The following is a 22,940-nucleotide window of genomic DNA, read 5'->3' on the forward strand; positions in this document are numbered from 1 at the left end:
CGGGGTCGCGTGGCTCACCGCCGCCCGGCCGGTTGTGCCCCTGTGCGAGACTCGACCACGTGCGCTTTCTCAACGATCAGCAGCCGTCGTACGACCTGACGTACGACGATGTCTTCATGGTGCCCAGCCGCTCGGCGGTGGGTTCCCGGCAGGGCGTGGACCTCTCCGCGTCCGACGGCACCGGCACCACCATCCCGCTCGTCGTCGCCAACATGACCGCGGTCGCCGGGCGCCGGATGGCGGAGACCGTCGCGCGCCGCGGCGGGCTGGTGGTCATCCCGCAGGACATCCCGATCGAGGTCGTGGCCGAGGTCATCGCCTGGGTGAAGCGGCGGCACCTGGTGCTGGACACCCCCATCACGCTCGCGCCGGGGCAGACCGTCGCGGACGCCCTCGCGCTGCTGCCGAAGCGGGCGCACGGCGCCGGGGTGGTCGTCCGGGACGGCCGCCCGGTCGGCGTCGTCACCGAGTCGGACCTCACCGGCGTGGACCGCTTCACCCAGCTCTCCGAGGTGATGTCGCGCGAGGTGCTCGCGCTGGACGCCGGGATAGACCCCCGGGAGGCGTTCAACCGGCTGGACTCGGCCCACCGCAAGCTCGCCCCCGCGGTGGACGCCGACGGCCGCCTGGTCGGCATCCTCACCCGCAAGGGCGCGCTGCGCGCCACCCTGTACCGCCCCGCGGTGGACGAGGGGGGCGCACTCCGCGTCGCCACCGCGATCGGCATCAACGGCGATGTGGCCGCGCGTGCCCGGGAGTTGCTGGAGGCGGGCGCGGACACTCTGGTCGTCGACACCGCGCACGGGCACCAGGAGGGCATGATCGAGGCGCTGCGCGCCGTGCGGCGGCTCCGGCCGCGGGTGCCCGTTGTGGCGGGCAACGTCGTCTCGGCCGCGGGGGTGCGGGACCTCGTGGAGGCGGGGGCCGACATCGTCAAGGTGGGCGTCGGCCCCGGGGCGATGTGCACCACGCGGATGATGACCGGCGTGGGGCGCCCGCAGTTCTCCGCCGTCCTGGAGTGCGCCGCCGCGGCACGGGCCCTCGGCCGGCACGTCTGGGCGGACGGCGGCGTGCGGCACCCGCGCGACGTCGCGATGGCGCTCGCCGCCGGGGCCTCGAACGTGATGGTCGGTTCCTGGTTCGCCGGGACGCACGAGTCGCCGGGCGACATCCAGCAGACCCCGGACGGGCGGTACTACAAGGAGTCGTTCGGGATGGCCTCCTCCCGGGCGGTGCGCAACCGCACCAGCGAGGAGTCCGCCTACGACCGGGCCCGCAAGGCCGTCTTCGAGGAGGGCATCTCCACCTCCCGGATGTTCATCGACCCCGCCCGCCCCGGGGTGGAGGACGTGATCGACTCGATCGTCGCCGGGGTCCGTTCGGCGTGCACCTACGCGGGCGCCGGATCGCTGACGGAGTTCGCCGAGCAGGCCGTGATCGGAGTGCAGAGCGCCGCGGGGTACGCGGAGGGCAAGCCGCTGCACGTCAGCTGGTGAGCGGCCGCGTGGGCCCGACGGCCGGCGTGCGCGCGGCGCGCCGGACTCCGGGCAGGATGACGGCATGGTGAACCGCGCCCTCCCCGTGCTCGTCTACGACGGCGACTGCGGCTTCTGCACCTCCTGCGCGCACCGGGCGCAGCGCCTGGTGCGCCCCCGGTGCACCGTGGTCCCCTGGCAGTTGGTGGACCTGGCCGACCTCGGCGTCAGTGAGGAGCGTGCCGCCCGCGAGGTCCTGTGGGTCACCCCGCCGGGCACCGTCTACGGCGGGGCGCAGGCGGTGGCGAAGGCGCTGCTCAGCGCCGGGGGTGGCTGGGCGGTCCTGGGCGGCGCGCTGCGCGGACTGCCGCCGCTGCGCTGGGCCGCGCACGCCGTCTACCGGCTCGTCGCCGCCAACCGGCACCGGCTGCCGGGCGGGACCCCGGCGTGCGCCCTCTCCCACCGGGACCTGGCCGGTCCGGCACACCGGCACTGACCGGCTCCCCGCCCTCGCCGTCCGGGGGGCGAGCCGCTTCTGTCTGACGGCGAGCCGCCCCGGGACGGCCACCCGGCGCGCGCGAGCGGCGGCGGACGGGCGAACGGCGGCTGTCCTGGGCGCCGTTCAGCCTCCGGCCGGAGGCTCCTCCCGCCACGGTCCGACCGGCCCCGTCACGGACCGACTCGGCCCCGCCAGGGTTCGACCCGGACGACCGCGTCCAGCGGGAGCGGTCCGTAGAGGTGGGGGAAGAGGTCCTCGCCGCCCGGCACCGGCGGTTCCCAGCGCACCGGCGCGGTCAGCGCCTCGCCGTCGATGACGAGCACCACCAGTTCGGCCGGATCGACCCGGGGCCCGGCCGTCTCGCCGTCCCCGTACAACAGCTCGGCGACGGCGGGGAGTTGACGCGGCAGCGAGCAGTGGATGAACCCCACCTCGCGCAGCGTCCGGCCGCGCGTCGACATCTCGTACACGCCGTCCGCGCGGGCCGCCTCCCACACGGAGCGCTCGGTGATGTGCAGCAGCTCGGTCATGCCCCGAGCCTAGGCGCTGGCTCCCGGACCGCCCCAAGGGCGCGTGCCCGGCACCGCGTCCCGGGCAACGTCCGTGCGCCCACCGGTCGTTGGCGCACCGCCCGCCCCCGGCGGCGGTCGCCACCGCGCTGACGGTCGACCGCCTGACGCGCGGGTGGCCGACGCGCTGAGAGGGGACGGACCGATGGGAGACGCGGGCGGGCGGTCGCGCGGTCCGGTGAACGCCGGGCGGTGAACCGGGGAGGGAATCTGACGGTATGTCGACAGATCGGCTTGTCGTGCGGTGAGGGAGAGCCGGGGCGGAAGGGGATCCGCCCGGGTCCGGGCCCGCCGCTCACCCCGTCCCGTCGTCCGGGGCGGGCGTCTCGGGCGTCGGAGTCTGCCCGGTCGGCGGAGGGGGAGTGCGACCGGCCGGTCCCGCGCGCCCCGGCTGCCCGGGCGCCCGCTCCGTCCCCCGCCCGGGAGGGGGCGGGGCGACGGGGTCCCGCCCCGGTGCGACCTCCCGGTGGGTCCCCGGGCCACCGGCCGTCGCCACGTCCCGGCTCGCCGCCGTCCGCTGGGTCGGGGGGCCCGACTCCCCCGGCGTCGCGCCCGGTTCGGGACGCACCGCGCGCGGCGCGGGACGCAGCACCCCGGCCCCGGCTACCAGCCCGAACAGCAACGCCGTCACCAGCCCGAAGGAGAAGGTCAGCGAGGTCGTCTCGGCGATCCAGCCGACGGCCGCCGGAGCCGCCAGACCGGAGGCGTACGCCAGGGTGGCCACCCCGGCGATGGCCCGCGCGGGAGCCTCCGGCGCGGTCCGTCCGGCGGCGGCGAAACAGAGCGGGACCACCACCGCGATGCCGACCCCGACCAGGGCGAACCCGGCCACCGCGAGCGGCGGCGACTCCGCCGCCACCACCAGCGCCCCGCCCAGCGCCGCCACACCCCCGCTGGCCCGGACCGTCCGCACCGCCCCGAATCGCCGCACCGCCGCGTCCCCGGTGAACCGGGCGATCGCCATCGTGCAGGCGAACGCGGTGTAGGCGGCCGCGGCCAGGCCCGGACCCGCCCCGGTCACGTCCCGCAGGTAGATGCCGGACCAGTCCATCGAGGCGCCCTCCGCGAAGACGGCGCAGAAGCCCACCAGTCCGACGGCCAGCGCTCCCCGGGTGGGCGGCGCGAACCTCGGCGGCGCCGGGGCCGCGCCCTCCCCACCCTCCGCGGCGCTCGCGCCGGACGTGCCGGTCGCGCCCTCCGGCCCCGTCGTGCCGGTCGCGCCCTCCCCGCCGGGGGCCGCCGCGCCTCCCGGCACCCAGCGGCAGGCCACCACCCCGGCCACGGCCAACGCGGGCGCCACCAGGCTCAGATGGGCGGGGGCCGGCAGGCCGCCCTGCGCGGCCACCGCACCACCCGCGCCGCCGAGCAGCGCCCCCGCGCTCCACATGCCGTGCAGCCCGGACATCACCGAGCGCCCGTAGGCGTGCTCCACCCGCACCCCGTGGTCGTTCATCGCCACGTCCAGCAGCCCCAGCCCCGCCCCGTACACCAGCAACGCCAGGCAGAGCCAGCCCAGTCGGGGCGCGAGCGCGGGCAGCGGCAGAGCGGCGCAGCAGACCACGGTGAGCAACCGCAGGGAGCGGCGCGGACCCAGCCGGTGCGCCAGTCCCGCGGCGAGCGGCATCGCCGCCGAGGCGCCGACCGTCATGAAGACCAGGGCGAGCCCCAACCAGCCGGGGCTGAGCCCGAGATGCTCCCGCAGCCAGGGGATCCGGGTGGCGAAGCCGCCGCTCACCGTCCCGTGCACGGCGAAGACCGCGGCCACCGCGCGCCGGGCGAGCCGAGCCGGACGGTCCGGTACCGCACCGGACACGCGCACCCCCTCCCTGGCCGCCGCGCGACCCCGCCTGTTCCCGTACTCGCTCGCCCGTACCCGTCACGCGTGCGCGTCCCCGCGCCCGTACGCCGTCCCGGGATCCCCGGTTCGGCGGCCCCGTCGCGGCGACACACGCCTCCCGGGACCAGCGCCTTTCCCCTCACGACCGGTCGTGACCGGTCGTGACCGCCGGTGTTCATGTGTGCCCAGTACGTGGCGCGGCCACGCCCCGCACGGCGGGAGCCCGCCCAGCCCCGGCCCGCCGGTACCCGCCCTCGTTCCCGCCCCGTCGCCGCACGCACCGCGCTGAGCTGCGACGCGACCGGGACCGTGCTGTGAGTGAGCCCACAGCGGGGGCCGGTATGCGACAGCTCACCCCGTGGCAGACTGGAGGGGTACTCGTGACGCCACACAGCGCACTCCGGGGTCGGTGCAATTCCGAACCGGCGGTTACAGTCCGCGACCCGATCGCCGCCAGCGACCGGTTGACCAGGTGAGATTCCTGGACCGACGGTGAAAGTCCGGATGGGAGGCAGTGCGCGGCGGGCAGGTTTCGGGTACACCGCCCTTCCGTGGTGCCCCCAGCGCACCCGTGCGGTGGTGTACCTCCGGGCTTCCCAGCCCTCTTCCGCGCCCGTCCGAACGAGCCCCGGAGTCCGTGCCCGACCAGGCAGGAGGACTCAGGTGGGCACCCACTCCGCGGCCACGCCGCTCGCGCAGACCGAGCGCGCCGCGATGCTCCGCGCCATCGCCCTCGCCGCCCGGGGACTCGGATTCACCAGCCCGAACCCGGTGGTCGGCTGCGTGGTGCTGGACCGGCGGGGACGCACCGTGGGCGAGGGCTGGCACCAGCGCGCGGGCGGTCCGCACGCCGAGATCCACGCGCTCGCCGAGGCGGGCGAGGACGCGGCCGGAGGCACCGCCGTCGTCACCCTCGAACCCTGTGACCACACCGGCCGCACCGGCCCCTGCTCGCGGGCGCTGATCGACGCCGGGATCGCCCGGGTCGTCTACGCGGTCGCCGACCCCGGCGCCGGTGGCGGCGGCGCCCGCACCCTCACCGCCGCCGGCGTGCGCGTCGAGGGCGGCCTGCTGGAGGCCGAGGCGGCGGCGGGCAACGCCAGCTGGCTGACCTCGGTGCTCCGCCAACGTCCCCATGTGACCTGGAAGTACGCCGCGACGCTGGACGGCCGCACCGCCGCCGCCGACGGCTCCAGCCGCTGGATCACCTCCGAGGAGGCCCGGGCCGACGTCCACCGGCTGCGCGCGGAGTCCGACGCGGTGCTCGTCGGGTCCGGTACCGCTCGCGCGGACGACCCGCACCTCGCGGCCCGGGGCGTTCCCGGCGCCGCCCAGCCGCTCCGGGTGGTGCTCGACACCGAGGGCACGACGGTGCGCCCCGGCGCCCGGGTGCTGGACGACGCGGCGCCCACCCTGATCGCGGTGGCCGCCGACGCGCCCGCCGGGGAACTCACGGCGGCGGGCGTCGAGTTGCTGCGGCTGCCACGCGCCGAGGGCACCGGGCTCGACCTCCCGGCGCTCCTCACCGGGCTGCACGCGCGCGGGGTGCGCTCCGTGCTGGTGGAGGGCGGCGCCACGCTGGCCGCGGCCCTCGTCGCGGCCCGGCTGGTCGACCGGGTGATCGGCTACCTCGCCCCCGTCCTGCTCGGCGACGGCCCGGCCGCGCTCGGCCCCGCCGGAATCACCACCATCGCGCAGGCGCCGCGGCTCACGCTGACCGAGTGCGAGCGCCTCGGCCCCGACGTCCGGATCACCGCCGCTCCCGATCCGCCCACGTGGTCCGTCCCCGCCACACCGCCCGCCGCCCCCACCCGTACCGAGGAGTCCTGAGTGTTCACCGGCATTGTCGAAGAGCTGGGCGAGGTCGTCGAGATCGCCGCCCTGGAGGGCCCGGAGGGCGTCAGCCGGTTCCGGTTCCACGGGCCGCGCGTCACGGAGGGGGTGCGGCACGGCGACTCCATCGCGGTCAACGGCGCCTGCCTGACCGTGGTGGAGGCGGCGGACGGCGGGTTCACCGCCGACGTGATCGCCGAGACCCTGCGCCGTACCGCGCTCGGGGCGCTGACCGTCGGCTCCCGCGTCAACCTGGAGCGGCCGATGACACTCGGCGGACGGCTCGACGGCCACCTGGTGCAGGGCCACGTGGACGGCACCGGAACCGTGGCCGCGCTCGGCGCGGACGGAGTGCTGCGCGTGGAACTCCCCGCCGAACTCGCCCGGTACGTGGTGGAGAAGGGCTCCATCGCGATCGACGGCGTCAGCCTCACCGTGGTGGAGGCGGGGGAGCGGCACCTCACCGTCGGCCTGATCCCCACCACGCTGGAGCTCACCAACCTGGGCGGCAAACGGCCCGGTGACCCCGTCAACCTGGAGACGGACGTGCTGGCCAAGTACGTCGAGCGGCTCCTCGGCCCCGCCGGGCACGCGGTGGCCGGCCGCGCCGGACGGGAGGCCGTGTGATGGGCACCCTGAACTGGCTCAACCAGGAGGCGTTCGCCGCCTTCGGGCAGCGCGTCATCTGGTCCGACATGCTCGGCAACTCCCTCGGCCTGCTGGCCCTGGCGCTGGGCTGGCGCCGTTCCATGCTGACCTGGCCCGCGCAGCTGCTGGCCGGGCTGATCCTGGTAGCGGCCTACGGCTCGGCCCAACTCGGCGGCGGTGTCGGCAAGCAGATCATCGTCGTCGTCGTGGCCGTCTGGGGCTGGCGGCAGTGGCGGACGGGGATGCGCGAGACCGAGGACGGCACGCTCAGCGTCCGCTTCGCCACCTGGCGGGAGCGTGGCGCGCTGCTCGCGGGCACGGCCGTCGGAACGCTGGCGGTGGGCGGGCTGTTCGTGCTGCTGCCCACGCTCTCCTGGAACCCGTGGCCGGACGCCTACATCTTCGTCGGGACGCTCGCCGCGATGGTCGCCCAGGCCCGCGGCCTCGTCGAGTTCTGGTTCGCCTGGCTGCTGGTCGACCTGGTCGGTGTGCCGCTGTCGTTCAGCAGCGGGCTGGCCTTCTCCGGCCTCGTCTACCTGATCTACCTCGGCCTGGTGCTGTGGGGCCTGCGCGCCTGGTGGCTGCGGTCCCGCGCCGAGACCGTACGGGCCCCGTCCGCGGAGCCCGCCATGGAAGGAGTACGCGCATGACGGCAGACACCCGGCCGGGCGGTCCCGTGGCCGTCCCGGCGGACGGCGGACCGGCACTGGACCCGGTGGAGCGGGCGGTGCGCGATATCGCCCTCGGCCGCCCCGTGGTGGTGGTGGACGACGAGAGCCGCGAGAACGAGGGTGACCTGGTGGTGGCCGCCGAGAAGGCCACCCCCGAGGTGGTCGCGTTCATGATGAGCGAGTGCCGCGGGCTCATCTGCACCCCGATGGAGCCCGCCGACATCGACCGGCTCGGGCTGCCGCAGATGGTCGAGGACAACACCGAGTCCATGGGCACCGCCTTCACCGTCTCCGTCGACGCCTCCCCCGAGTACGGCGTGACCACCGGTATCTCCGCCGCCGACCGCTCGGCCACCATCCGGCTGCTCGCCGACCCGGCGGCCGGTCCCGCCCACTTCGTGCGGCCCGGCCACGTCTTCCCGCTGCGCGCCCGGCCCGGCGGCGTGCTGGCCCGCAGCGGACACACCGAGGCCGCGACCGATCTGGCCCGGCTCGCCGGGCTGCGCCCCGCCGCCGCGATCGTGGAGATCGCGGCGGAGGACGGCACCATGCTGCGCCTGCCCGAGCTGGTGCCCTTCGCCCGCAAGCACGGCCTGGCGATCATCTCCATCGAGGACCTGACCGCCTACCGCCGCCGGGCCGAGCCGACCGTGCGCCGGGAGGCCGAGACGACGCTGCCCACCGAGGCCGGGGAGTTCCGCGCCTACGGCTACCGCTCCACCACCGACGGAGTCGAGCACATCGCGCTGGTCGCGGGCGACCCCACGTTCGACGACGGCGAGAACGTGCTGGTCCGGGTGCACTCCGAGTGCCTCACCGGGGACGTCTTCCACTCGCTGCGCTGTGACTGCGGCCCGCAGCTGCGCGCGTCGCTGGACCGGGTCCGGCAGGAGGGGCGCGGCGTGGTGCTCTACCTCCGTGGCCACGAGGGGCGCGGTATCGGCCTGCTGTCCAAACTGCGCGCCTACGAACTCCAGGAGCTGGGGCACGACACCCTGGACGCCAACCTGGAGCTGGGGCTCCCGGCGGACGCCCGCGACTACGGCGCCGCGGCGCAGATCCTGCTCGACCTCGGGGTGCGCTCCCTCCGGCTGATCACCAACAACCCGGAGAAGACCGCCGCCATGGTGCGGCACGGGCTGCGCGTCGTCGGGCGTGAACCGCTGCCCGTCCACGCCGGTGAGCACAACCTGCGCTACCTGCGGACCAAACGCGACCGAATGGGCCACGACCTGCCCTGGCTGGAGTCCGACCCGGTCTCCGTCTGCCGCAGCCAGTAGCCCGCGCGGCCGCCGAGCCGCCCACCCCGTCCCCCAACCCCGTCCCCCAACCCCCGTCCCCCGGATCCCACCGGATCCCCCCGCCGGATCCCCGCCAGGGCCCCCGGGCCCGGGACCGGCGCCACCCCGAGGAGCGATATGAGCGGCAAGGGCGCACCCGACCTGACCCTGCGCGACACCGAAGGACTGCGGATCGCGGTCACCGCGGCGATGTGGCACCAGCCCGTGATGGACGGCCTCACCGAGGGAGCCCTGCGCGCGCTCCGCGAACTCGGGCTGCCGGAACCCACCGTGCTGCGCGTCCCCGGCAGCTACGAACTGCCCGTCGCCGCCCGGGCGCTGGCCGCGCGGCACGACGCGGTGGTGGCGCTCGGCGTGGTCATCCGCGGCGGCACCCCGCACTTCGACTACGTCTGCCAGGGCGTCACCCAGGGCCTCACCCAGGTCTCCGTGGACACCGGCGTCCCCGTCGGCTTCGGCGTGCTCACCTGCGACACCGAGGAGCAGGCCCTCGACCGGGCCGGGCTGCCCGGCTCACACGAGGACAAGGGGCACGAGGCGGTCACCGCCGCCGTCGCCACCGCGCTGGCACTGCGGGCCGTCGCACCCGCCTGACCTCCCGTATCGCCGACCCTCGCGCCGTCCGGGCCGCGCCGACCACGTAGGGTGAGACCACCATGGCGAACAAGACATTCGACGAGCTCTTCGTCGAGCTCCAGCACAAGGCCGCCACCGGCGACCCCATCACCTCGCGCACCGCCGAGCTGGTGGCGCAGGGGGTCCACGCGATCGGCAAGAAGGTCGTCGAGGAGGCCGCCGAGGTGTGGATGGCCGCCGAGTACGAGGGCGAGGAGCGCACCGCGGAGGAGATCTCCCAGCTGCTCTACCACCTCCAGGTGCTGATGGTCGCCCGTGGTCTCACCCCCGAGGACGTATACGCTCACCTCTGAGCGTCCGCCCCGCCGCCGGCGGTCGCCTCCCCGTCACCCGCACCACCCGCACCACCCTCACCACCAACGCGAAGGAAGCCCGTCCCATGCTGCGCATCGCCGTCCCCAACAAGGGTTCTCTCTCCGAGCCTGCGTCGGCGATGCTCCATGAGGCGGGGTACGAGCAGCGCAAGGACCGCCGCGAACTCGTCCTGGTGGACAGCGAGAACGAGGTCGAGTTCTTCTTCCTCCGCCCCCGCGACATCGCGGTCTACGTCGGCTCCGGCAAGCTCGACATCGGCATCACCGGCCGGGACCTGCTGCGGGACTCCGGGGCGCGGGCCGAGGAGATCCTGGAACTCGGCTTCGCCGGGTCCACCCTCCGCTACGCCACCCTCCCCGGCACGGCGACGGACGTCCGCGAGTTCTCCGGGAGGACTATCGCGACCTCCTTCTCCGGACTGGTCCGGTGGCACCTCGCGGAACAGGGCGTGGACGCCTCGGTCGTGCACCTGGACGGCGCGGTGGAGACCGCGATCCAGCTGGGCGTCGCCGAGATCATCGCCGACGTGGTGGAGACCGGCACCACGCTGCGGAACGCCGGGCTGGAGGTGATCAGCGAGCCGATCCTGCACTCCGAGGCGGTGGTCATCCGCGGCGTCGACGCCGACGGCTCCGACCCGAAGGTGGCGCAGTTCCTCCGCCGCATGCAGGGCGTCCTCGTCGCCCGCCGCTACGTGATGATGGACTACGACATCCGCGCCGAGTACCTGGAGCGCGCCGTGACCCTCACTCCCGGACTGGAGTCCCCCACCATCTCCCCGCTGCACGACCAGGGCTGGGTGGCGGTCCGCTCCATGGTCCGCACCAAGGAGGCGCAGCGCATCATGGACGACCTCTACGAACTCGGCGCGCGGGCCATCCTGACCACCGGTATCCACGCCTGCCGCCTCTGAGCCACCCGGCAGCCCGAACCCCAGGACCACGCCATGACCGAACCCCCCGGGCTCCCCGTCACCTTCCGCCCGACCCGCACCCGCGTCGTCCTGCTCAGCGCCGGAGCGGTGCTGTGCGCCGTGCTCGTCGGTCTCGGGCTGGTCCTCCAGGCGAGCGCGGGGGAGCGGATCAGCTTCGCGGTCACCGGGCTGCTCTTCCTCGGCGTCCTCACGCTCCTCGCCCGCCCGCGCGTGACGGCGGACGAGCGCGGGGTGACCGTCGTCAACCTGACCACCACCCGCACGCTCGCCTGGGCCGAGGTGCTCCGCGTCAACCTGCGGCAGGGCGACCCCTGGGTCTCGCTGGACCTCTCCGACGGCACCAGCCTCCCGGCCATGGGCATCCAGCCCGGCATCGCCCGGGAGCAGGCGGTCAGCGACGCCAACGCGCTCCGCGCGCTCGCCGAACGGCACGGAACCGGCCAGGAACACCCCCACTGACCCCACCCCGCCGCCCGGACCGGCCGCTCCACGCGCCCCGACGGGCACCCCCGGCCGGTCAGGACAGCGGCGGTGGCGGATCCGGGCGCGGCCCCTCGGAGCCCCGGCCGGACAGCACCTCCCCGTACCCCTGCATCAGATCGGGCAGCCGCAGCGTCGCCAGATCGTCCCGCGTCGGGGTCCCCGGGTAGCCCGAGAGCCGCAGATCGCGGTAGGCGCAGCTCTTCTCGTACAGGGTGCGCAGGAAGCGCCCGTTGCCCAGCTCGTCGATCCAGCCCTGGTCCACGACGTGACCGCTGATGCTGCGCAGCTCCTCCAGCGCCTCCTCGTCCCACACGTCCCCGCCCTCGGCGGCCAGCACCTCGCCGATCGCGGTCAGTTCCAGGGGGCGGTAGCTGGGGAAGTCGACGCGGGTGGTGAACCGCGAGGAGAGACCGGGGTTGGCCGCGAGTAACCGGTCCATCCCCTCCGGATAGCCCGCGAGGATCACCACCAGCTGGTCCCGGTTGTCCTCGGCCCGCTTCAGCAGGACCTGGAGCGCCTCGTCCCCGTAGGCGTCGCCCTTGGTGTAACCGGTGTTGGAGAGGGCGTACGCCTCGTCGACGAAGAGCACGCCGCCCAGCGCCGAGTCGATCAGCTCGTTCGCCTTCACCGCCGTCTGCCCCAGGAACTCCCCGACGAGATCGGCCCGTTGGGCCTCCACGAGGTGATCCCCACCGAGCAGGCCGAGCGCGTAGAAGGCGCGCCCCAGAATCCGCGCGACGGTCGTCTTCCCGGTGCCGGAGGGCCCGGAGAAGATGAAGTGCCGCTTGGGCGGCCGCACCGGCAGCCCCTGCCCCGCCCGCAGCCGTGCCATCCGCAACTGCGCGGAGAGCGCCCGCACCTGACGCTTGACCGGCTCCAGACCGACCATCCGCTCCAGCTCGTCCAGCGCCTGCTCCAGCAGCACCGGATCGGAGAAGCCCACCGGTGCCGGGCCACCGCCCAGCGCCCCCTGGCGCAGCGCCCGTTGCCGCAGCACGTCCGCGTCCACCCGCACCGGATCGGCCGGATCCCCCGAGTCCTCCAGCCGCAACGCCTCCGCCAGCGGGTCGACGTCCGGGTCGGCGGTCTCCGAGGCGTCCGGCGCCTTCGGCGGACCGCCCGCCGCCGCGCCCTCCCCGGCCAGTCCGTCCGCGGACTCGGCCGGGGCGTCCAGCCCCGTCTCCAGACCGCCGTCCTGCTCACCGCCCGGGGGACCGGAACCGGTGACGACCGCCGCGAGCCCGGGGGAGTCCTCCAGCCCGTCGCTCTCCGCGATGGTGGTGAGCCGCGCCGCCGTGTCCATGAACGCCGGATCGATACGGTGCACCGCGCGGTAGAGCGGCAGCGCCGAGGCGCTCCGCCCGGTCCCCTCCCGGGCGCGCGCCAGCCAGTAGCGCAGCTCCTTGCGCTGCGGCTGCTCGCTGCGGCAGCGCATCAGCGCGGCCGCCAGCAGCGGTTCGGCCTGCCCGTACATCTCCAGCCGCACCCGCGCCATCCCGGCGAACAGGCCCGCCTCGATCCCCAGCAGCGGATCGTCGACCAGCGGTTCGGTGTGCCGGACCAGCCGGTCCCAGTCCTTCGCCAGGTACGCCCGGCAGGCGTGCAGGAACCGCACCTGCTGGTCGGTCTCCACCGGAGGGCAGTCGGCCAGCGCCCGGTCGAGTTCCGCCACATGACGGCCGTCCAGCCAGTGTGAGGCGTGCGCCAGCAGCAGGTCGCGCTCGCTCTCCAGCACCGGCTGCACCCACCAGCCCAGCCAGTACCAGGAGTTGAGGGTGCGGCCGTGCCGCGCGCGCTGTTCGCCGAAGCGGTCCCGGTGACGGTGCATCCGCAGCAGCGCCGTCGCGGTGTCGGCGCGCAGCGAGTGGAGCCCGAGCCAGGCGTCCGCCATCCCCGGGTCGAGCCGCACCGCGGTGCGGAACTCCTCCTCCGCCTGCGCGTATCCGCCCACGGTGTACGCGTCGACGGCGCGCAGCCAGGCGAGGTCTGCCGGGGCGTGCAGGCCCTGGGGGGCCTGCGTACCGAAGTCCATCACGTCCCCCATGAAACGTCCCCCGCCGTCCGCACCGGCCACCCAGCGCGACGCGGGCGCCGTCCGGCCCGGGCATCGTCTGGGACAGCCCCGCCGCCAGCCTGGGGCCGGGCGAATACTCCTCCTGTGGGCGGGAGTTGGGGAGCCCCGCGTGGGGCGACCCCGCGTTCCCTTCCCTTTTCGCATCGTACCTGCGCAGCGGCGCGGGCCGAAGAGTGCCGAAGGCCCGCGCTGGTCCGGGGAGCGGTATGTGGGCGAGGGCCGATACATTACTCAGCGTGAGTGAACTGCGGAGGGGTAATTCCGTTTGACGCAGAACGAGACCCCCGGTCACGGGGGAACAACCGGGGGCCTCGCGTCTGAAGGCGTCCAGTACAGGGCGCTTGTTGGAAAAGTAATTCCTCTCCGGCCCCCGGGTCAAGCCGTCCCGGGGGCGGCAGTTGACCACGGGGCCATACCTGGGCGAGAGAATTACAGAACGTGATTCTCCCGGGGACTCAGGGACGCCTCGTCCGCCCCCGCCGCACCTCGTACCCCCGGGGTAGCTCGCGCACCACGAAATCGGCGAACGGCTCCGACGGGTCATCGGCGAAATGTGCGCGCTCGGCGCGCGTCCACCGCTCCCAGAAACCGGAGAGCGCCGGTCCGTCCCGCCGCATCCCCCGCTCCCACGCCGTCCCGCGCGGCATCCCCATCCACAGCAGGCACGCCAGCGAGGGCCGCACCACCCGCCGCCCGGCCCCCACCCCCTCCAGCAGCACCACCGGAGCGGGCCGCGCCTCCCCCCGGCCGGTGAAGGCGGCCCGCTCCCAGTCGTACACCTCGTACCGGGCCGTGCGCCCGTGCGCCAGAGGGGCGAGAACCTGCTCCTCCAGCCGCTCCGTCCAGTCGAACAGCCGCGCGTGGCTGGCCAGATCGTCCAAGCGCACCACCGGCGCACCGCCCAGCGCCGCCGCGAGCCGGGTGCTGAACACGGTTTTGCCCGAGCCCGCGTGTCCGTCAACTGCGACCAGTCGCACCGGACCGCAGGAGGGCGCCAGCCCGCCCAGCAGCCCGGCCAGCTCCGCCAGTCCGCCCAGCTCCCCCAGCCCACCGCCCGGCGTCCCCGCCGCGGTGGACGCGGCATCCGCCGCCCGCGCGCCGCCCGTCGCCCCCGGCGACGGTTCCGTCCCGCCGCCCGGACCCGCCGGGGCGTCTCCGCCCGGTGGTCCCGCCTCGCCGACCGGGCGGTCTCCCACGGACGCCCCCGACGCGGCCGCGGTGGCCACGACCCCCGGGCCGCCCGGCTCGACCGGGGCGGCCAGGGGAGCGGCGCCGGACGGGACGGCGGGACCACCGGGACGCGGGGATGGGAAGCCAGCCATCCGGCCAGCGTACGGCCTGGCCGCCGCCACCGGTCCAGGCCAATATCACGGCACGCCGTGTGGTCCGTTCCCTGGTCCGTCAGCCCCCGGAACGGCGATAGTTGGAGAGCTGACGTGCACCCGCCATCGCGCAGCACGGCGTATGCAGCACGACGTGACTCGAACTGCCGCACACCGACTAGGGGACTCACCGCCATGATCAGGAGACCAGCCAACCGTCGCGCCTTCCTCGCCGCCGCCGTCGCGGTGGCGGCCGGAGCCGCGGCAGCCCCCTCGGCCCTCGCCGCCGGCTCGTCCGGCGGAGCCCCGGCCGGTGCTCCCCGCGCCGCGGGCCCCGGCGCCCGCGCGGCCACGTACGTCGACTTCCACGGCTGGTCCACCGCCGCCGACTGGGAGTCCGGCACGGCGGACGGCACCCGCGTGGAGGCCGAGTCCCGCCCCGCCGTCGTCTTCGACGCTCCCGCGGGCACCACCGAGTACACCGACCCGCACACCGGGACCACGGCCACCTGGGAGTACGCCACCTGGACCTCCCCGCGCCACGAGCCCTCCGTCCCGGCCAGCGAACTCATCGCCTCCTGGAACGCCCACACCCCCGCCGGAACCTGGGTCCGGATCGAGTTGCTGGGCACCTACTCGGACGGCACCGACACCCCCGCCTACACCCTCGGCGTCTGGACCGCGGGCGACGGCGAGGACGTCCCCCGCCGCACCTCCGTCGACGACCAGACCGACGACAAGAGCGCCGTCTACACCGACACCTTCGCCATCGCCGACGCGGACAGCGGCCTGCGCCTCGCCTCCTTCCAACTGCGCGCCACCCTCTACCGCGCCGAGGGCGGCGACGCCGCTCCGGCGCTCTGGCGCCTCGGCGCGATGAGCTCGGACGTCCCGGCGCGCTACGAGGTCCCCGCTGCCGAGCCCGGCGTCGGCGCCGGTGTGGAGCTGGAGGTTCCGCGGTACTCGCAGGAGATCCACAAGGGCCAGTACCCGGAGTACGACGGCGGGGGAGAGGCGTGGTGCAGCCCCACGTCCTCGCAGATGATCATCGAGTTCTGGGGCCGCGAGCCCACCCCGGAACAGCTGGAGTGGGTCAACCCCGACTACGCCGACCCGCAGGTCTGCCACGCGGCCCGCCACACCTTCGACTACCAGTACCAGGGCTGCGGCAACTGGCCCTTCAACGTCGCCTACGCCACCACGTACAAGGACATGCAGGCCGTCGTCACCCGCCTGGAGAGCCTCACCCAGGCGGAGGAGGTGGTCGCCGCCGGGATCCCCCTGATCACCTCCCAGTCCTTCATCGAGTCCGAGCTGGACGGCGCCGGATACGGCACGGCCGGTCACCTGATGACGGTCATCGGCTTCACCGAGGACGGCGACGTCATCGCCAACGACCCGGCCTCCCCCGACAACCCCTCGGTCCGGCGGGTCTACAAGCGCCGCCAGTGGGAGAACATCTGGCTCCGCACCAAGCGGAAGGACGCCGACGGCAAGGAGCTGAGCGGAACCGGTGGGGTCTGCTACCTCTACTTCCCCACCGAGCTGACCGCCGCTCAGCAGGAGGTGCTGGGCAGGCTGGGCGTCGTCTGACGGCTCCTCAGCGGCGCACGCCGCCGGGGCGGTGCCCGCCGGGTCGGGGACGTGAGGGCGAGCAGGTGTCCTCGTCCGACCTGACGGGCACCGCTCGCGCCCGACAGCGGACCACCTGAGCCGCGGCCACGGGTCACCTCCGAGGCAGGGACCAGGCCCTTCCCTGCCCTTCCCTTTCCTGGCGGGATGCCCGGCCTCTTCCCTCACGGATCGGTATCGCGTCCTGTGCTCAACCAGCCGCCGGAGACGCGAAGCATGTGACGTGGGACGGTCTGAGCCCATCGCTCAGCAGGCCACGGGGGGAATTGACCAGGTTCCCGGCAGTTCCGTCCTGTGCGGTTGATCTTCGTGTCGGGCATGACCGTGGTCGTGGTGATGAAGGGTGAGTCAGCCGAGGGGGAGGCCGGTCGGTTCGGCGGACTTCGTTTCTCGCGGGCCGGTGCGAGAGGCGGTGGCTTCCGGGCCTGGTGGGGTCAGTCGACCTGTGTGCGGAGTGAGTCGTTCTCGGGGCGGGAGGCGATGAAGACGAACTCCTTCCCGGGGCGGTCGGGGGCGTCGCGTACGTCGTCCACCCTGAATCCGTGCGCGGCCAGGTCCTCTTCGACCTCGTGCCGTTCACGGAACCTGAGCGTCAACTCCGAGGTGAGTGCCTGCCCGTCCGTGGCGAATACGTAGTGCGAGTGGAAGCGGACCAGTGGCCCGTCCACCTCCCGCACTTCACGCCAGGTCTCGACCGTGCCGATATCGGGCAGCTCGGTCACCTGATGGGACGTCGCACGGTTCCAGGTGTCCCAAGCGCGTTGGGCCGGGTCTCGTGTCTCGAACACCAGGTGCCCGCCCGGCCGCAGGGCTTCGTAGGCGCCGCGCAGAGTCGCCTGCCATGCCGCGGGGTCGGTGATGTGCTGTGCGACGTTCGCGGTCATGGTCGCGAGGTCGACGTGGAGCGGGGGGAGTGCGCTCGTGTCGCCGCGGATCCACCGCACCCGTGCGCTTCCGGGCTTGGTCGTGGCCACGTCGATGGACGCCTGGGCAGGGTCGAGGCCGGTGACGGTGATTCCGCGGTCTGCCAGGAGGAGGGCGAAGGTGCCGGTGCCGCAGCCGATGTCCAGGACGTGCCGTGCTTCGAGTTCGCGTGCGAGATCGAGGTAGGCGCGCAGGTCGCCGCGCCCGGAGATGAGCGGGTCGTAGAGCTCGGCCAGCCGGGGCTGCCGGAAAGCTTCGTCAGCCATGTGGTGAAGATACGCAGTCGCCGCTGCCCCTGGCAGGCCATTTCTGTCCGGTCTTGACGATGTGCTTGGCCTGGAAAAAGACGGTCGGTGGCCTTAGTTGACGCACGTGATCGAGAACTGCGAGCCAGTCTGTCCTGTTGTGCCAGACAGAAGTCGTTCCGCGAAGCGAAGAGGTCACCGCCGAAGGGCGGGTTACGTATCGCGGTTCACCGGGGCCGACGTCCTCGAACCGCACTCGCCGACGCTCGGCTCTCTCGCCGGAACAGCGCGCCGCCGACGAAGCGGCACGACAACACGACCGCTCGTCGCGCCTACCAGCCTGGTCCGCTGCCCGGATCACCACCGAGTACGAGATCGGGACTATCCACAGAATCCCGGGAGGGGTTCTTCGCCAACAATCTGATGAGAGACTACACACCGGTGCCATCGCCATCGTTCGGCGTTTGCGCGGTCATGGAGCCATACCCCAAGACGGTGATGGGCTGAATGTGCGAGATGTCCGACTCTGGGAAAGTGGGTGAACCGCTACCCATCCGCCGACGAACACCCAGGTCAAATACCGTACTCCCCGCGCACGCGGGGGTGGCCCCGAGCACCAGGACCAGGACGACCGCGACCGGGAGTACTCCCCGCGCACGCGGGGGTGGCCCCCCGCTGCACCGCGTCCACTGGGAGGCCCCCAAGTACTCCCCGCGCACGCGGGGGTGGCCCAGCTGGCGGCGGACTCGGACGTCGTGAGGGCGTACGAGCCCAGGATTCTGCCGGGCCTGCTCCAGACCGAGGAGTACATGCGGGTGATGTTCACCGCGCTCGAACGCCCGGAGAGAGTGGACCAGTTCGTCCAGATCCGCATGAAGCGCAAGGAACTGCTGGCGAACCCGCGCGACTTCATGCTGCGAACCATCATCGACACCCCCGCGCTGCACCGGATAGAGGGCGACCCCGAGCTGGTCCGGAACCAGCTCAACTACCTGCTCGAAGTGGGGATGCAGCCCAATGTGAGCATCCAGGTCATGCCACTGGACGCCTCGCTCTCGATGCTCCAGTACGGGCCTTTCAACATCATGGGCCTGCTCTCTTCCCGCCACGCCGTGCGCGACACCAAGGCTCGTGAGCGAGGTGACCTCGTCTTCGAAGCCGAGCAGTGGGCGGAGTTCGTCGACGGAGTCCGAGACGGCCTGATCTGATCACTGAGGACGAGACCGGGCTCCGCGGTCTGGACCGACGGTTCGCATCAGTCGGGGCGTTGGTGGACCTTCCGGCCAGTGTGGTTCGTAAGTCGACGGTGAGCGCCGATGGTTGGGGCGTCCGGTGTGCGCGTGATGCGGATGCGGCACGGGGGGGGGATCGTCGGACTGGCGGTGAACTGCCAAGCGGGCGCGGGTCATTCGATGAGTCCGCCCTCTCGACCACTTCGCCATACGGGGCCAGCCTGGACGTCCTCCGCCACGGTCTCGCGACGGGCCTCGGTGCGGCGAGAGCCACGGCAGGTTGACCGGGCTAGGTACGGCTCTCCTGGATTGCCGGAGCCTCTCCGGAGCCGAGTGTGCGCGCCGGACGGTGAGCCTGTCCGAGCAGGGCCGCTATGAGGACGGCGCCGAGAACGAGAAGGGCCGCGGCGGCGGTGAGCGCGAGGGAGAAGCCTTCCGTCGCGGCGTGCGGGGGATCGTGCCGTACGGCGAGGTCGTCGCTGCGATGCGAGGCCAGGGCGACGAGTACGGCCACCCCCACGGCGCCGCCGACTTGTTGAACGGAACTCAGCACGGCCGAGCCGAGCCCGGCATCCTCCTTGGTGGTGCCCGTGAGCGCGGCGACGGTCAGGGCGGGCAGACTCACTCCGCACCCGAGGCTCGTGACGAGCATGCCGGGCAGCACTCCGGACACGTAGCCGTCGCTCGGTGTCACGCCGGACAGCAGCAGCAGTCCTGCCGCGCTCAGCAGGAACGAGATGACGAGGGTCGGGCGCGTTCCGAGCCTGGCCACGGCCCGGGAGGAGAGCCACATGCCCGCGAGGATGCCGACGCCGTAGGGCAGGTAGGCGAGGCCAGCCGTGAGCGGGCGATAGCCGAGCACGGTTTGCAGGTGCACCATCAGCAGGAAGGCCATCGCGTACATGGCGGCGGAGAACAGCAGGGTTCCCCCGTTGGCGACGGCGCGGAACCGGAAGGACAGGAACGACAACGGCACCAGCGGCTCCCGGGTGCGCGCCTCGACCGCGAGGAAGGCGACGGCCAGGAGGACCGCCAGCGCCATGGGCGCGACGGCGGCCGTGTCCCGCCAGCCCGACTCCCCGGCCTGGAGCAGTCCGTAGACCAGGGACACCAGGGCGCCGGTGCCGAGTACCGCGCCGGGTACGTCGAGGCGTGCCGCGTGCGGGGACCGGCTCTCGGGGACCAGACGCGGCAGCAGTGCGAGGGCCGCGGCGGCCACGGGCAGGTTGATGAGGAAGATCCAGCGCCAGGACGCGAGGCCGGTCAGCGCGCCGGAGATCACCAGACCCATCGTGCCGCCCAGGGCCGCGATGCCGCCCCAGATGCCGAATGCCCTGGCGCGCTCCTCGGTGCCGGGGAACAGCAGTGTGATCAGCGCCAGCGCGGCGGGGCTGGCCATGGCCGCTCCGGCGCCCTGCACGAACCGCCCGGCCACGAGCTGCCAGGGCTCCTGCGCGAGCCCGCAGACCAGGCTCGCCGCACCGAACAGCGCTACACCGGTCAGGAAGACGCGCCTGCGGCCCAGCAGGTCGGCCATGCGGCCGAACAGCAGCAACAGCCCGCCGAAGGCGAGGAAGTAGGCGTTGACTACCCAGGCCAGGCCCGGGGCGTCGAAACCGAGGTCATCGCGCATGCTGGGGAGCGCGACGCTCACCACGTTGTCGTCCAGGATCAGCATGAACTGCACGAAGCACAGCACCACCAGCGCGGACTCCCGGCGCCGAACGACAGTGGTGGCGGCCGGGGTTGATCCCGCGGTCATGCCGGGCGTCCTGTCCTCGTGGGCAGCTGGTGCGAACGGTGGCAGCGCCGGTGGCGCGGATGATTGATCGGCATGGGGAGACGCTAGGTGTCACGTCGCGTTGGCCGCTATGCACTATGGGGTCATGCCGTATCGCGTTGAGGACATAGCCTTGGCCGTATGACCGATGCAGTCGTGGGTGCCGTCCCGGCCGGGGTGGGCGCCATCGTCGTCGGAACCTTTCCGCTGGCCTCCGGGCAGTGGTTCGTCCCGCACAGTCACCCGCAGCACCAGCTGGCCTGGGCACGACACGGCGTGCTCAGCGTCGCCGTCGACGACGCGTACTGGGTGCTGCCGCGCACCCGGGCGTTGTGGCTGCCCGCCGGGGTGGTCCACCGGACCGGCGCGAGCCACCGCGCCGTGCTGCGCAGCCTCTACTTCGAACCGGACAGATGCGATCAGGACTGGGCGGAGCCCACGCCGGTCGGCGTCGACGGGCTGCTGGCCCACCTGATCGACTACCTCAGTCGCGAGGACCTCGCCGATGATGCCCGGATGCGGGGTGAGGCCGTCGTGCTGGACCTGCTACGCCCCTTGCCGGCCACGCCTATCGACGTGCCGGACCCCGCCGACGACCGCGTACGCGCCGTGGCCGACGCGCTGCTGGCCGACCCCGCGGACCCCCGGGGTCTTGAGGCGCACGCGCGGGCGGTAGGGGTGAGCCGACGCACCCTGACCAGGGCGTTCGTCCATGACACCGGCATGAGTTTCGACCGCTGGCGGACCCATGTGCGGCTGCGGGCCGCCCTTCCCCTCCTCATCGAGGGCCAGCCCGTCTCCCTGGTCGCGCACACCGTGGGGTACGCGACACCGAGTGCGTTTCTCGCGGCGTTCCGGCGGACCGTCGGTACTTCGCCGGGGCGCTACCTCAACAGCGCCCCTTCGCCCGAGGCGTCGGCGGTGCCCGATGGACGGTCCAGTACGCGGACCGCCAGCGCCGAATCGCGTTGTCACCCCGCGCGTTCGCCACGAGGCCGACGACCTTCTGAGCGGGGGTGACCATGGCCGGGTGGATCTCGTCGGCGCTCTCGTCCTCCTTCCGGCGCTGGCGGATCCCGTCGTGGAGAGTGACGCGGGCCGCGGCGATCCGCGAGGCCGCGCGGCGTGCGAGCGCCCCACGCGGGCAGCGTCCCACGCGGGCCGTCCCGGTCCCCGCCGCGAGCGCACACCCGCCTCGTCCCGTGGACCACGCCGTGGGCGGCACCCGCCCCGACCTCCTGGGCCAGTACGGCTTTCTCGACTTCTGCCCGTCCCCGGCCGCGTCGTTGACGGATGGTGACGGCGGGCTCGCCGTCAGCGGACGGCCCGGAGGCACCGGTGAGTCGGGTTTCGTCGGGTCAACACCCGGGCGTGACCGGGGAGATCAACCGCACGAGGGCCGGGGGAGCGGATCCAGGATGGAACGCACGCGTTCCAGCCCGTCGTGGTTGACGGAGAACCAGGCCCAGGTACCCCGCCGCTCCCGGTCCAGCAGACCGGCCTCGGTCATGATCTTCAGGTGGTGGCTGACGGTGGACTGCCGCAGCCCCAGGCTGTCGGCCAGGTCGCACACGCAGGCCTCGCCGTTGGGAGCCTGCTCCAGCAGCCGGAACAGCTGGAGGCGTGTGGGGTCAGCGATGGATCGCAGGATCGTCGACAGCTGCTCGGCCTCCGAGCGCTCCAGGGGCTGGCAGTCCAACCCTGGCCCGCAGGAGCCACCTTCGAGAATCCCGTCGCCGAACCCGTCGCCCGACGCCCCCAGTTCTATGCCAGTCACCCGTCAACCATAGGCCCTGCGTGATCACTTGACACGACGGAAACTGGCCGGTCTCGTTCGTCACCTGGCGTGCGACCGGCGCCCGGACCTCGGACTCCGTGGAATCGGCGGCACCCGGCGGCGTCCCGAGGTGGTGAACGACCCTGGAACCGGCCAGGGCGCTCCCCGGCCTCCGCCGGGAACGAGGCGGGCGTGCGGCCCCACCCGTTCGCGTCCCGGAAGAGTCCGCATACCGCTTGGCAAATGATTAGACGCCTGTCAACATAGAGCCATGTCTAAGTCGGTTCTGGGCTCCACCAAGGGGAACACCCGCACGTCCTGGTGCTGCCAGCCGTTGGGTGAGGAGGAACTGTCGGAGGCCGGTTCGGTGCGGATCGCCGCCATGTTCAAGGCGCTGTCCGACCCCGTACGGCTGCGCCTGTTCTCGAAGATCGCCGCCCGGCCGGGCGGCGAGGCCTGCGTCTGTGAGATCCAGGACGTGGGCGTGTCACAGCCCACCGTCAGCCACCATCTGCGCAAGCTGCGCGAGGCCGGACTCCTCGAATCGGAGCGCCGGGCGAGCTGGGTGTACTACCGCGTCGCGCCCGGGGTGCTGTCCGCCATGGCGGGCCTGTTGTCGCGGCCCGTCTGACCGCCCCGGCGGATCCCGGCCCGCGGCACGGCGGCGCTCCCCGCGGACACCGCCGCCAGCTGGCCGGGTCCGGACACACCCACCGGTATCAGCCCCCGGACGGGGCCCGGGGAGGGAGATCG

At 73.4% G+C, this 22,940-nt stretch carries 20 protein-coding genes, 1 pseudogene, 1 CRISPR repeat array and 1 riboswitch; of the genes and pseudogenes, 14 read left to right on the top strand and 7 right to left on the bottom strand.

What is annotated here, in order from left to right; all coding sequences use genetic code 11:
- Positions 1-59: 59 nt before the first annotated feature.
- Entirely contained in the window at positions 60-1,496 is a 1,437-nt protein-coding gene (locus E0L36_RS08005) for a GuaB1 family IMP dehydrogenase-related protein (RefSeq protein ID WP_180928111.1), read from the top strand.
- Positions 1,497-1,560: 64 nt separating this feature from the next.
- Positions 1,561-1,971, top strand: a complete 411-nt coding sequence (locus E0L36_RS08010) for a thiol-disulfide oxidoreductase DCC family protein (protein WP_180928112.1) — start codon at positions 1,561-1,563, stop codon at positions 1,969-1,971.
- Between the two features lie 173 nt (positions 1,972-2,144).
- Here the strand turns inward: E0L36_RS08010 and E0L36_RS08015 are convergent, their stop codons facing one another.
- Both E0L36_RS08015 and E0L36_RS08020 read right to left on the bottom strand, forming a co-directional pair.
- Entirely contained in the window at positions 2,145-2,504 is a 360-nt protein-coding gene (locus tag E0L36_RS08015) for a DUF952 domain-containing protein (RefSeq protein WP_180928113.1), read from the bottom strand.
- A gap of 568 nt (positions 2,505-3,072) precedes the next feature.
- Positions 3,073-4,356 (bottom strand): annotated as a pseudogene (locus tag E0L36_RS08020) (MFS transporter); the annotation flags it as partial.
- A 415-nt stretch (positions 4,357-4,771) separates the two neighbouring features.
- Positions 4,772-4,902: riboswitch (FMN riboswitch) on the top strand.
- A 192-nt stretch (positions 4,903-5,094) separates the two neighbouring features.
- Here E0L36_RS08020 and ribD point away from each other — a divergent pair.
- The 8 genes from ribD (at position 5,095) to E0L36_RS08060 (ending at position 11,177) form a co-directional block, all read left to right on the top strand.
- Complete coding sequence (gene ribD, locus E0L36_RS08025) at positions 5,095-6,210, top strand: bifunctional diaminohydroxyphosphoribosylaminopyrimidine deaminase/5-amino-6-(5-phosphoribosylamino)uracil reductase RibD (RefSeq protein ID WP_180928674.1); 1,116 nt, start codon at positions 5,095-5,097, stop codon at positions 6,208-6,210.
- Entirely contained in the window at positions 6,211-6,840 is a 630-nt protein-coding gene (locus E0L36_RS08030; RefSeq protein ID WP_180928114.1) for a riboflavin synthase, read from the top strand.
- Positions 6,840-7,511 carry a nicotinamide mononucleotide transporter family protein gene (locus E0L36_RS08035; protein WP_180928115.1) on the top strand — a complete coding sequence of 224 codons (672 nt, stop codon included), beginning with the start codon at positions 6,840-6,842 and terminating at the stop codon, positions 7,509-7,511. Before E0L36_RS08030 ends, E0L36_RS08035 begins: the two co-directional genes overlap by 1 nt.
- The gene (locus E0L36_RS08040) at positions 7,508-8,812 is read left to right on the top strand and encodes a bifunctional 3,4-dihydroxy-2-butanone-4-phosphate synthase/GTP cyclohydrolase II (protein ID WP_180928116.1); all 1,305 of its coding nucleotides are present in this window, start codon (positions 7,508-7,510) and stop codon (positions 8,810-8,812) included. Before E0L36_RS08035 ends, E0L36_RS08040 begins: the two co-directional genes overlap by 4 nt.
- A 138-nt stretch (positions 8,813-8,950) precedes the next feature.
- The gene (ribH, locus tag E0L36_RS08045) at positions 8,951-9,427 is read left to right on the top strand and encodes a 6,7-dimethyl-8-ribityllumazine synthase (RefSeq protein WP_180928117.1); all 477 of its coding nucleotides are present in this window, start codon (positions 8,951-8,953) and stop codon (positions 9,425-9,427) included.
- Between the two features lie 62 nt (positions 9,428-9,489).
- Complete coding sequence (locus tag E0L36_RS08050) at positions 9,490-9,762, top strand: phosphoribosyl-ATP diphosphatase (RefSeq protein WP_180928118.1); 273 nt, start codon at positions 9,490-9,492, stop codon at positions 9,760-9,762.
- A gap of 86 nt (positions 9,763-9,848) precedes the next feature.
- Complete coding sequence (hisG, locus tag E0L36_RS08055; protein WP_180928119.1) at positions 9,849-10,697, top strand: ATP phosphoribosyltransferase; 849 nt, start codon at positions 9,849-9,851, stop codon at positions 10,695-10,697.
- A 33-nt stretch (positions 10,698-10,730) separates the two neighbouring features.
- Positions 10,731-11,177 (top strand): PH domain-containing protein, encoded by a 447-nt coding sequence (locus E0L36_RS08060; protein WP_180928120.1) that lies wholly within the window; start codon positions 10,731-10,733, stop codon positions 11,175-11,177.
- 58 nt (positions 11,178-11,235) lie between these two features.
- On the opposite strand, the gene E0L36_RS08065 is transcribed toward E0L36_RS08060, so the two are convergent.
- Both E0L36_RS08065 and E0L36_RS08070 read right to left on the bottom strand, forming a co-directional pair.
- Positions 11,236-13,245, bottom strand: a complete 2,010-nt coding sequence (locus E0L36_RS08065) for an AAA family ATPase (protein WP_180928121.1) — start codon at positions 13,243-13,245, stop codon at positions 11,236-11,238.
- A 485-nt stretch (positions 13,246-13,730) separates the two neighbouring features.
- The gene (locus E0L36_RS08070; RefSeq protein WP_374705495.1) at positions 13,731-14,597 is read right to left on the bottom strand and encodes a uridine kinase; all 867 of its coding nucleotides are present in this window, start codon (positions 14,595-14,597) and stop codon (positions 13,731-13,733) included.
- 195 nt (positions 14,598-14,792) lie between these two features.
- Between E0L36_RS08070 and E0L36_RS08075 the strand changes: the two genes are divergently transcribed.
- Positions 14,793-16,190, top strand: a complete 1,398-nt coding sequence (locus E0L36_RS08075) for a peptidase C39 family protein (protein ID WP_180928122.1) — start codon at positions 14,793-14,795, stop codon at positions 16,188-16,190.
- 473 nt (positions 16,191-16,663) lie between these two features.
- Here the strand turns inward: E0L36_RS08075 and E0L36_RS08080 are convergent, their stop codons facing one another.
- Positions 16,664-17,419 (bottom strand): bifunctional 2-polyprenyl-6-hydroxyphenol methylase/3-demethylubiquinol 3-O-methyltransferase UbiG, encoded by a 756-nt coding sequence (locus tag E0L36_RS08080; protein WP_180928123.1) that lies wholly within the window; start codon positions 17,417-17,419, stop codon positions 16,664-16,666.
- A gap of 561 nt (positions 17,420-17,980) precedes the next feature.
- Positions 17,981-18,131: a CRISPR direct-repeat array (repeat unit 28 nt; unit sequence GTACTCCCCGCGCACGCGGGGGTGGCCC).
- A gap of 22 nt (positions 18,132-18,153) precedes the next feature.
- On the opposite strand from E0L36_RS08080, the gene E0L36_RS08085 reads away from it, so the two are divergent.
- Positions 18,154-18,606, top strand: a complete 453-nt coding sequence (locus tag E0L36_RS08085) for a DUF397 domain-containing protein (RefSeq protein WP_180928124.1) — start codon at positions 18,154-18,156, stop codon at positions 18,604-18,606.
- A 313-nt stretch (positions 18,607-18,919) separates the two neighbouring features.
- On the opposite strand, the gene E0L36_RS08090 is transcribed toward E0L36_RS08085, so the two are convergent.
- The gene (locus E0L36_RS08090) at positions 18,920-20,392 is read right to left on the bottom strand and encodes an MFS transporter (protein ID WP_180928125.1); all 1,473 of its coding nucleotides are present in this window, start codon (positions 20,390-20,392) and stop codon (positions 18,920-18,922) included.
- Between the two features lie 159 nt (positions 20,393-20,551).
- Between E0L36_RS08090 and E0L36_RS08095 the strand changes: the two genes are divergently transcribed.
- A complete protein-coding gene (locus E0L36_RS08095) occupies positions 20,552-21,430 on the top strand; it encodes a helix-turn-helix domain-containing protein (protein WP_180928126.1) in 879 nt (292 codons plus the stop codon).
- A gap of 364 nt (positions 21,431-21,794) precedes the next feature.
- Here the strand turns inward: E0L36_RS08095 and E0L36_RS08100 are convergent, their stop codons facing one another.
- Positions 21,795-22,187 (bottom strand): helix-turn-helix transcriptional regulator, encoded by a 393-nt coding sequence (locus tag E0L36_RS08100; RefSeq protein WP_180928127.1) that lies wholly within the window; start codon positions 22,185-22,187, stop codon positions 21,795-21,797.
- A gap of 271 nt (positions 22,188-22,458) precedes the next feature.
- Between E0L36_RS08100 and E0L36_RS08105 the strand changes: the two genes are divergently transcribed.
- Complete coding sequence (locus E0L36_RS08105) at positions 22,459-22,818, top strand: helix-turn-helix transcriptional regulator (protein ID WP_180928128.1); 360 nt, start codon at positions 22,459-22,461, stop codon at positions 22,816-22,818.
- Positions 22,819-22,940: the final 122 nt, after the last annotated feature.

The organism is Streptomyces sp. AJS327, from assembly GCF_013450295.1.
Classification (GTDB): domain Bacteria; phylum Actinomycetota; class Actinomycetes; order Streptomycetales; family Streptomycetaceae; genus Streptomyces.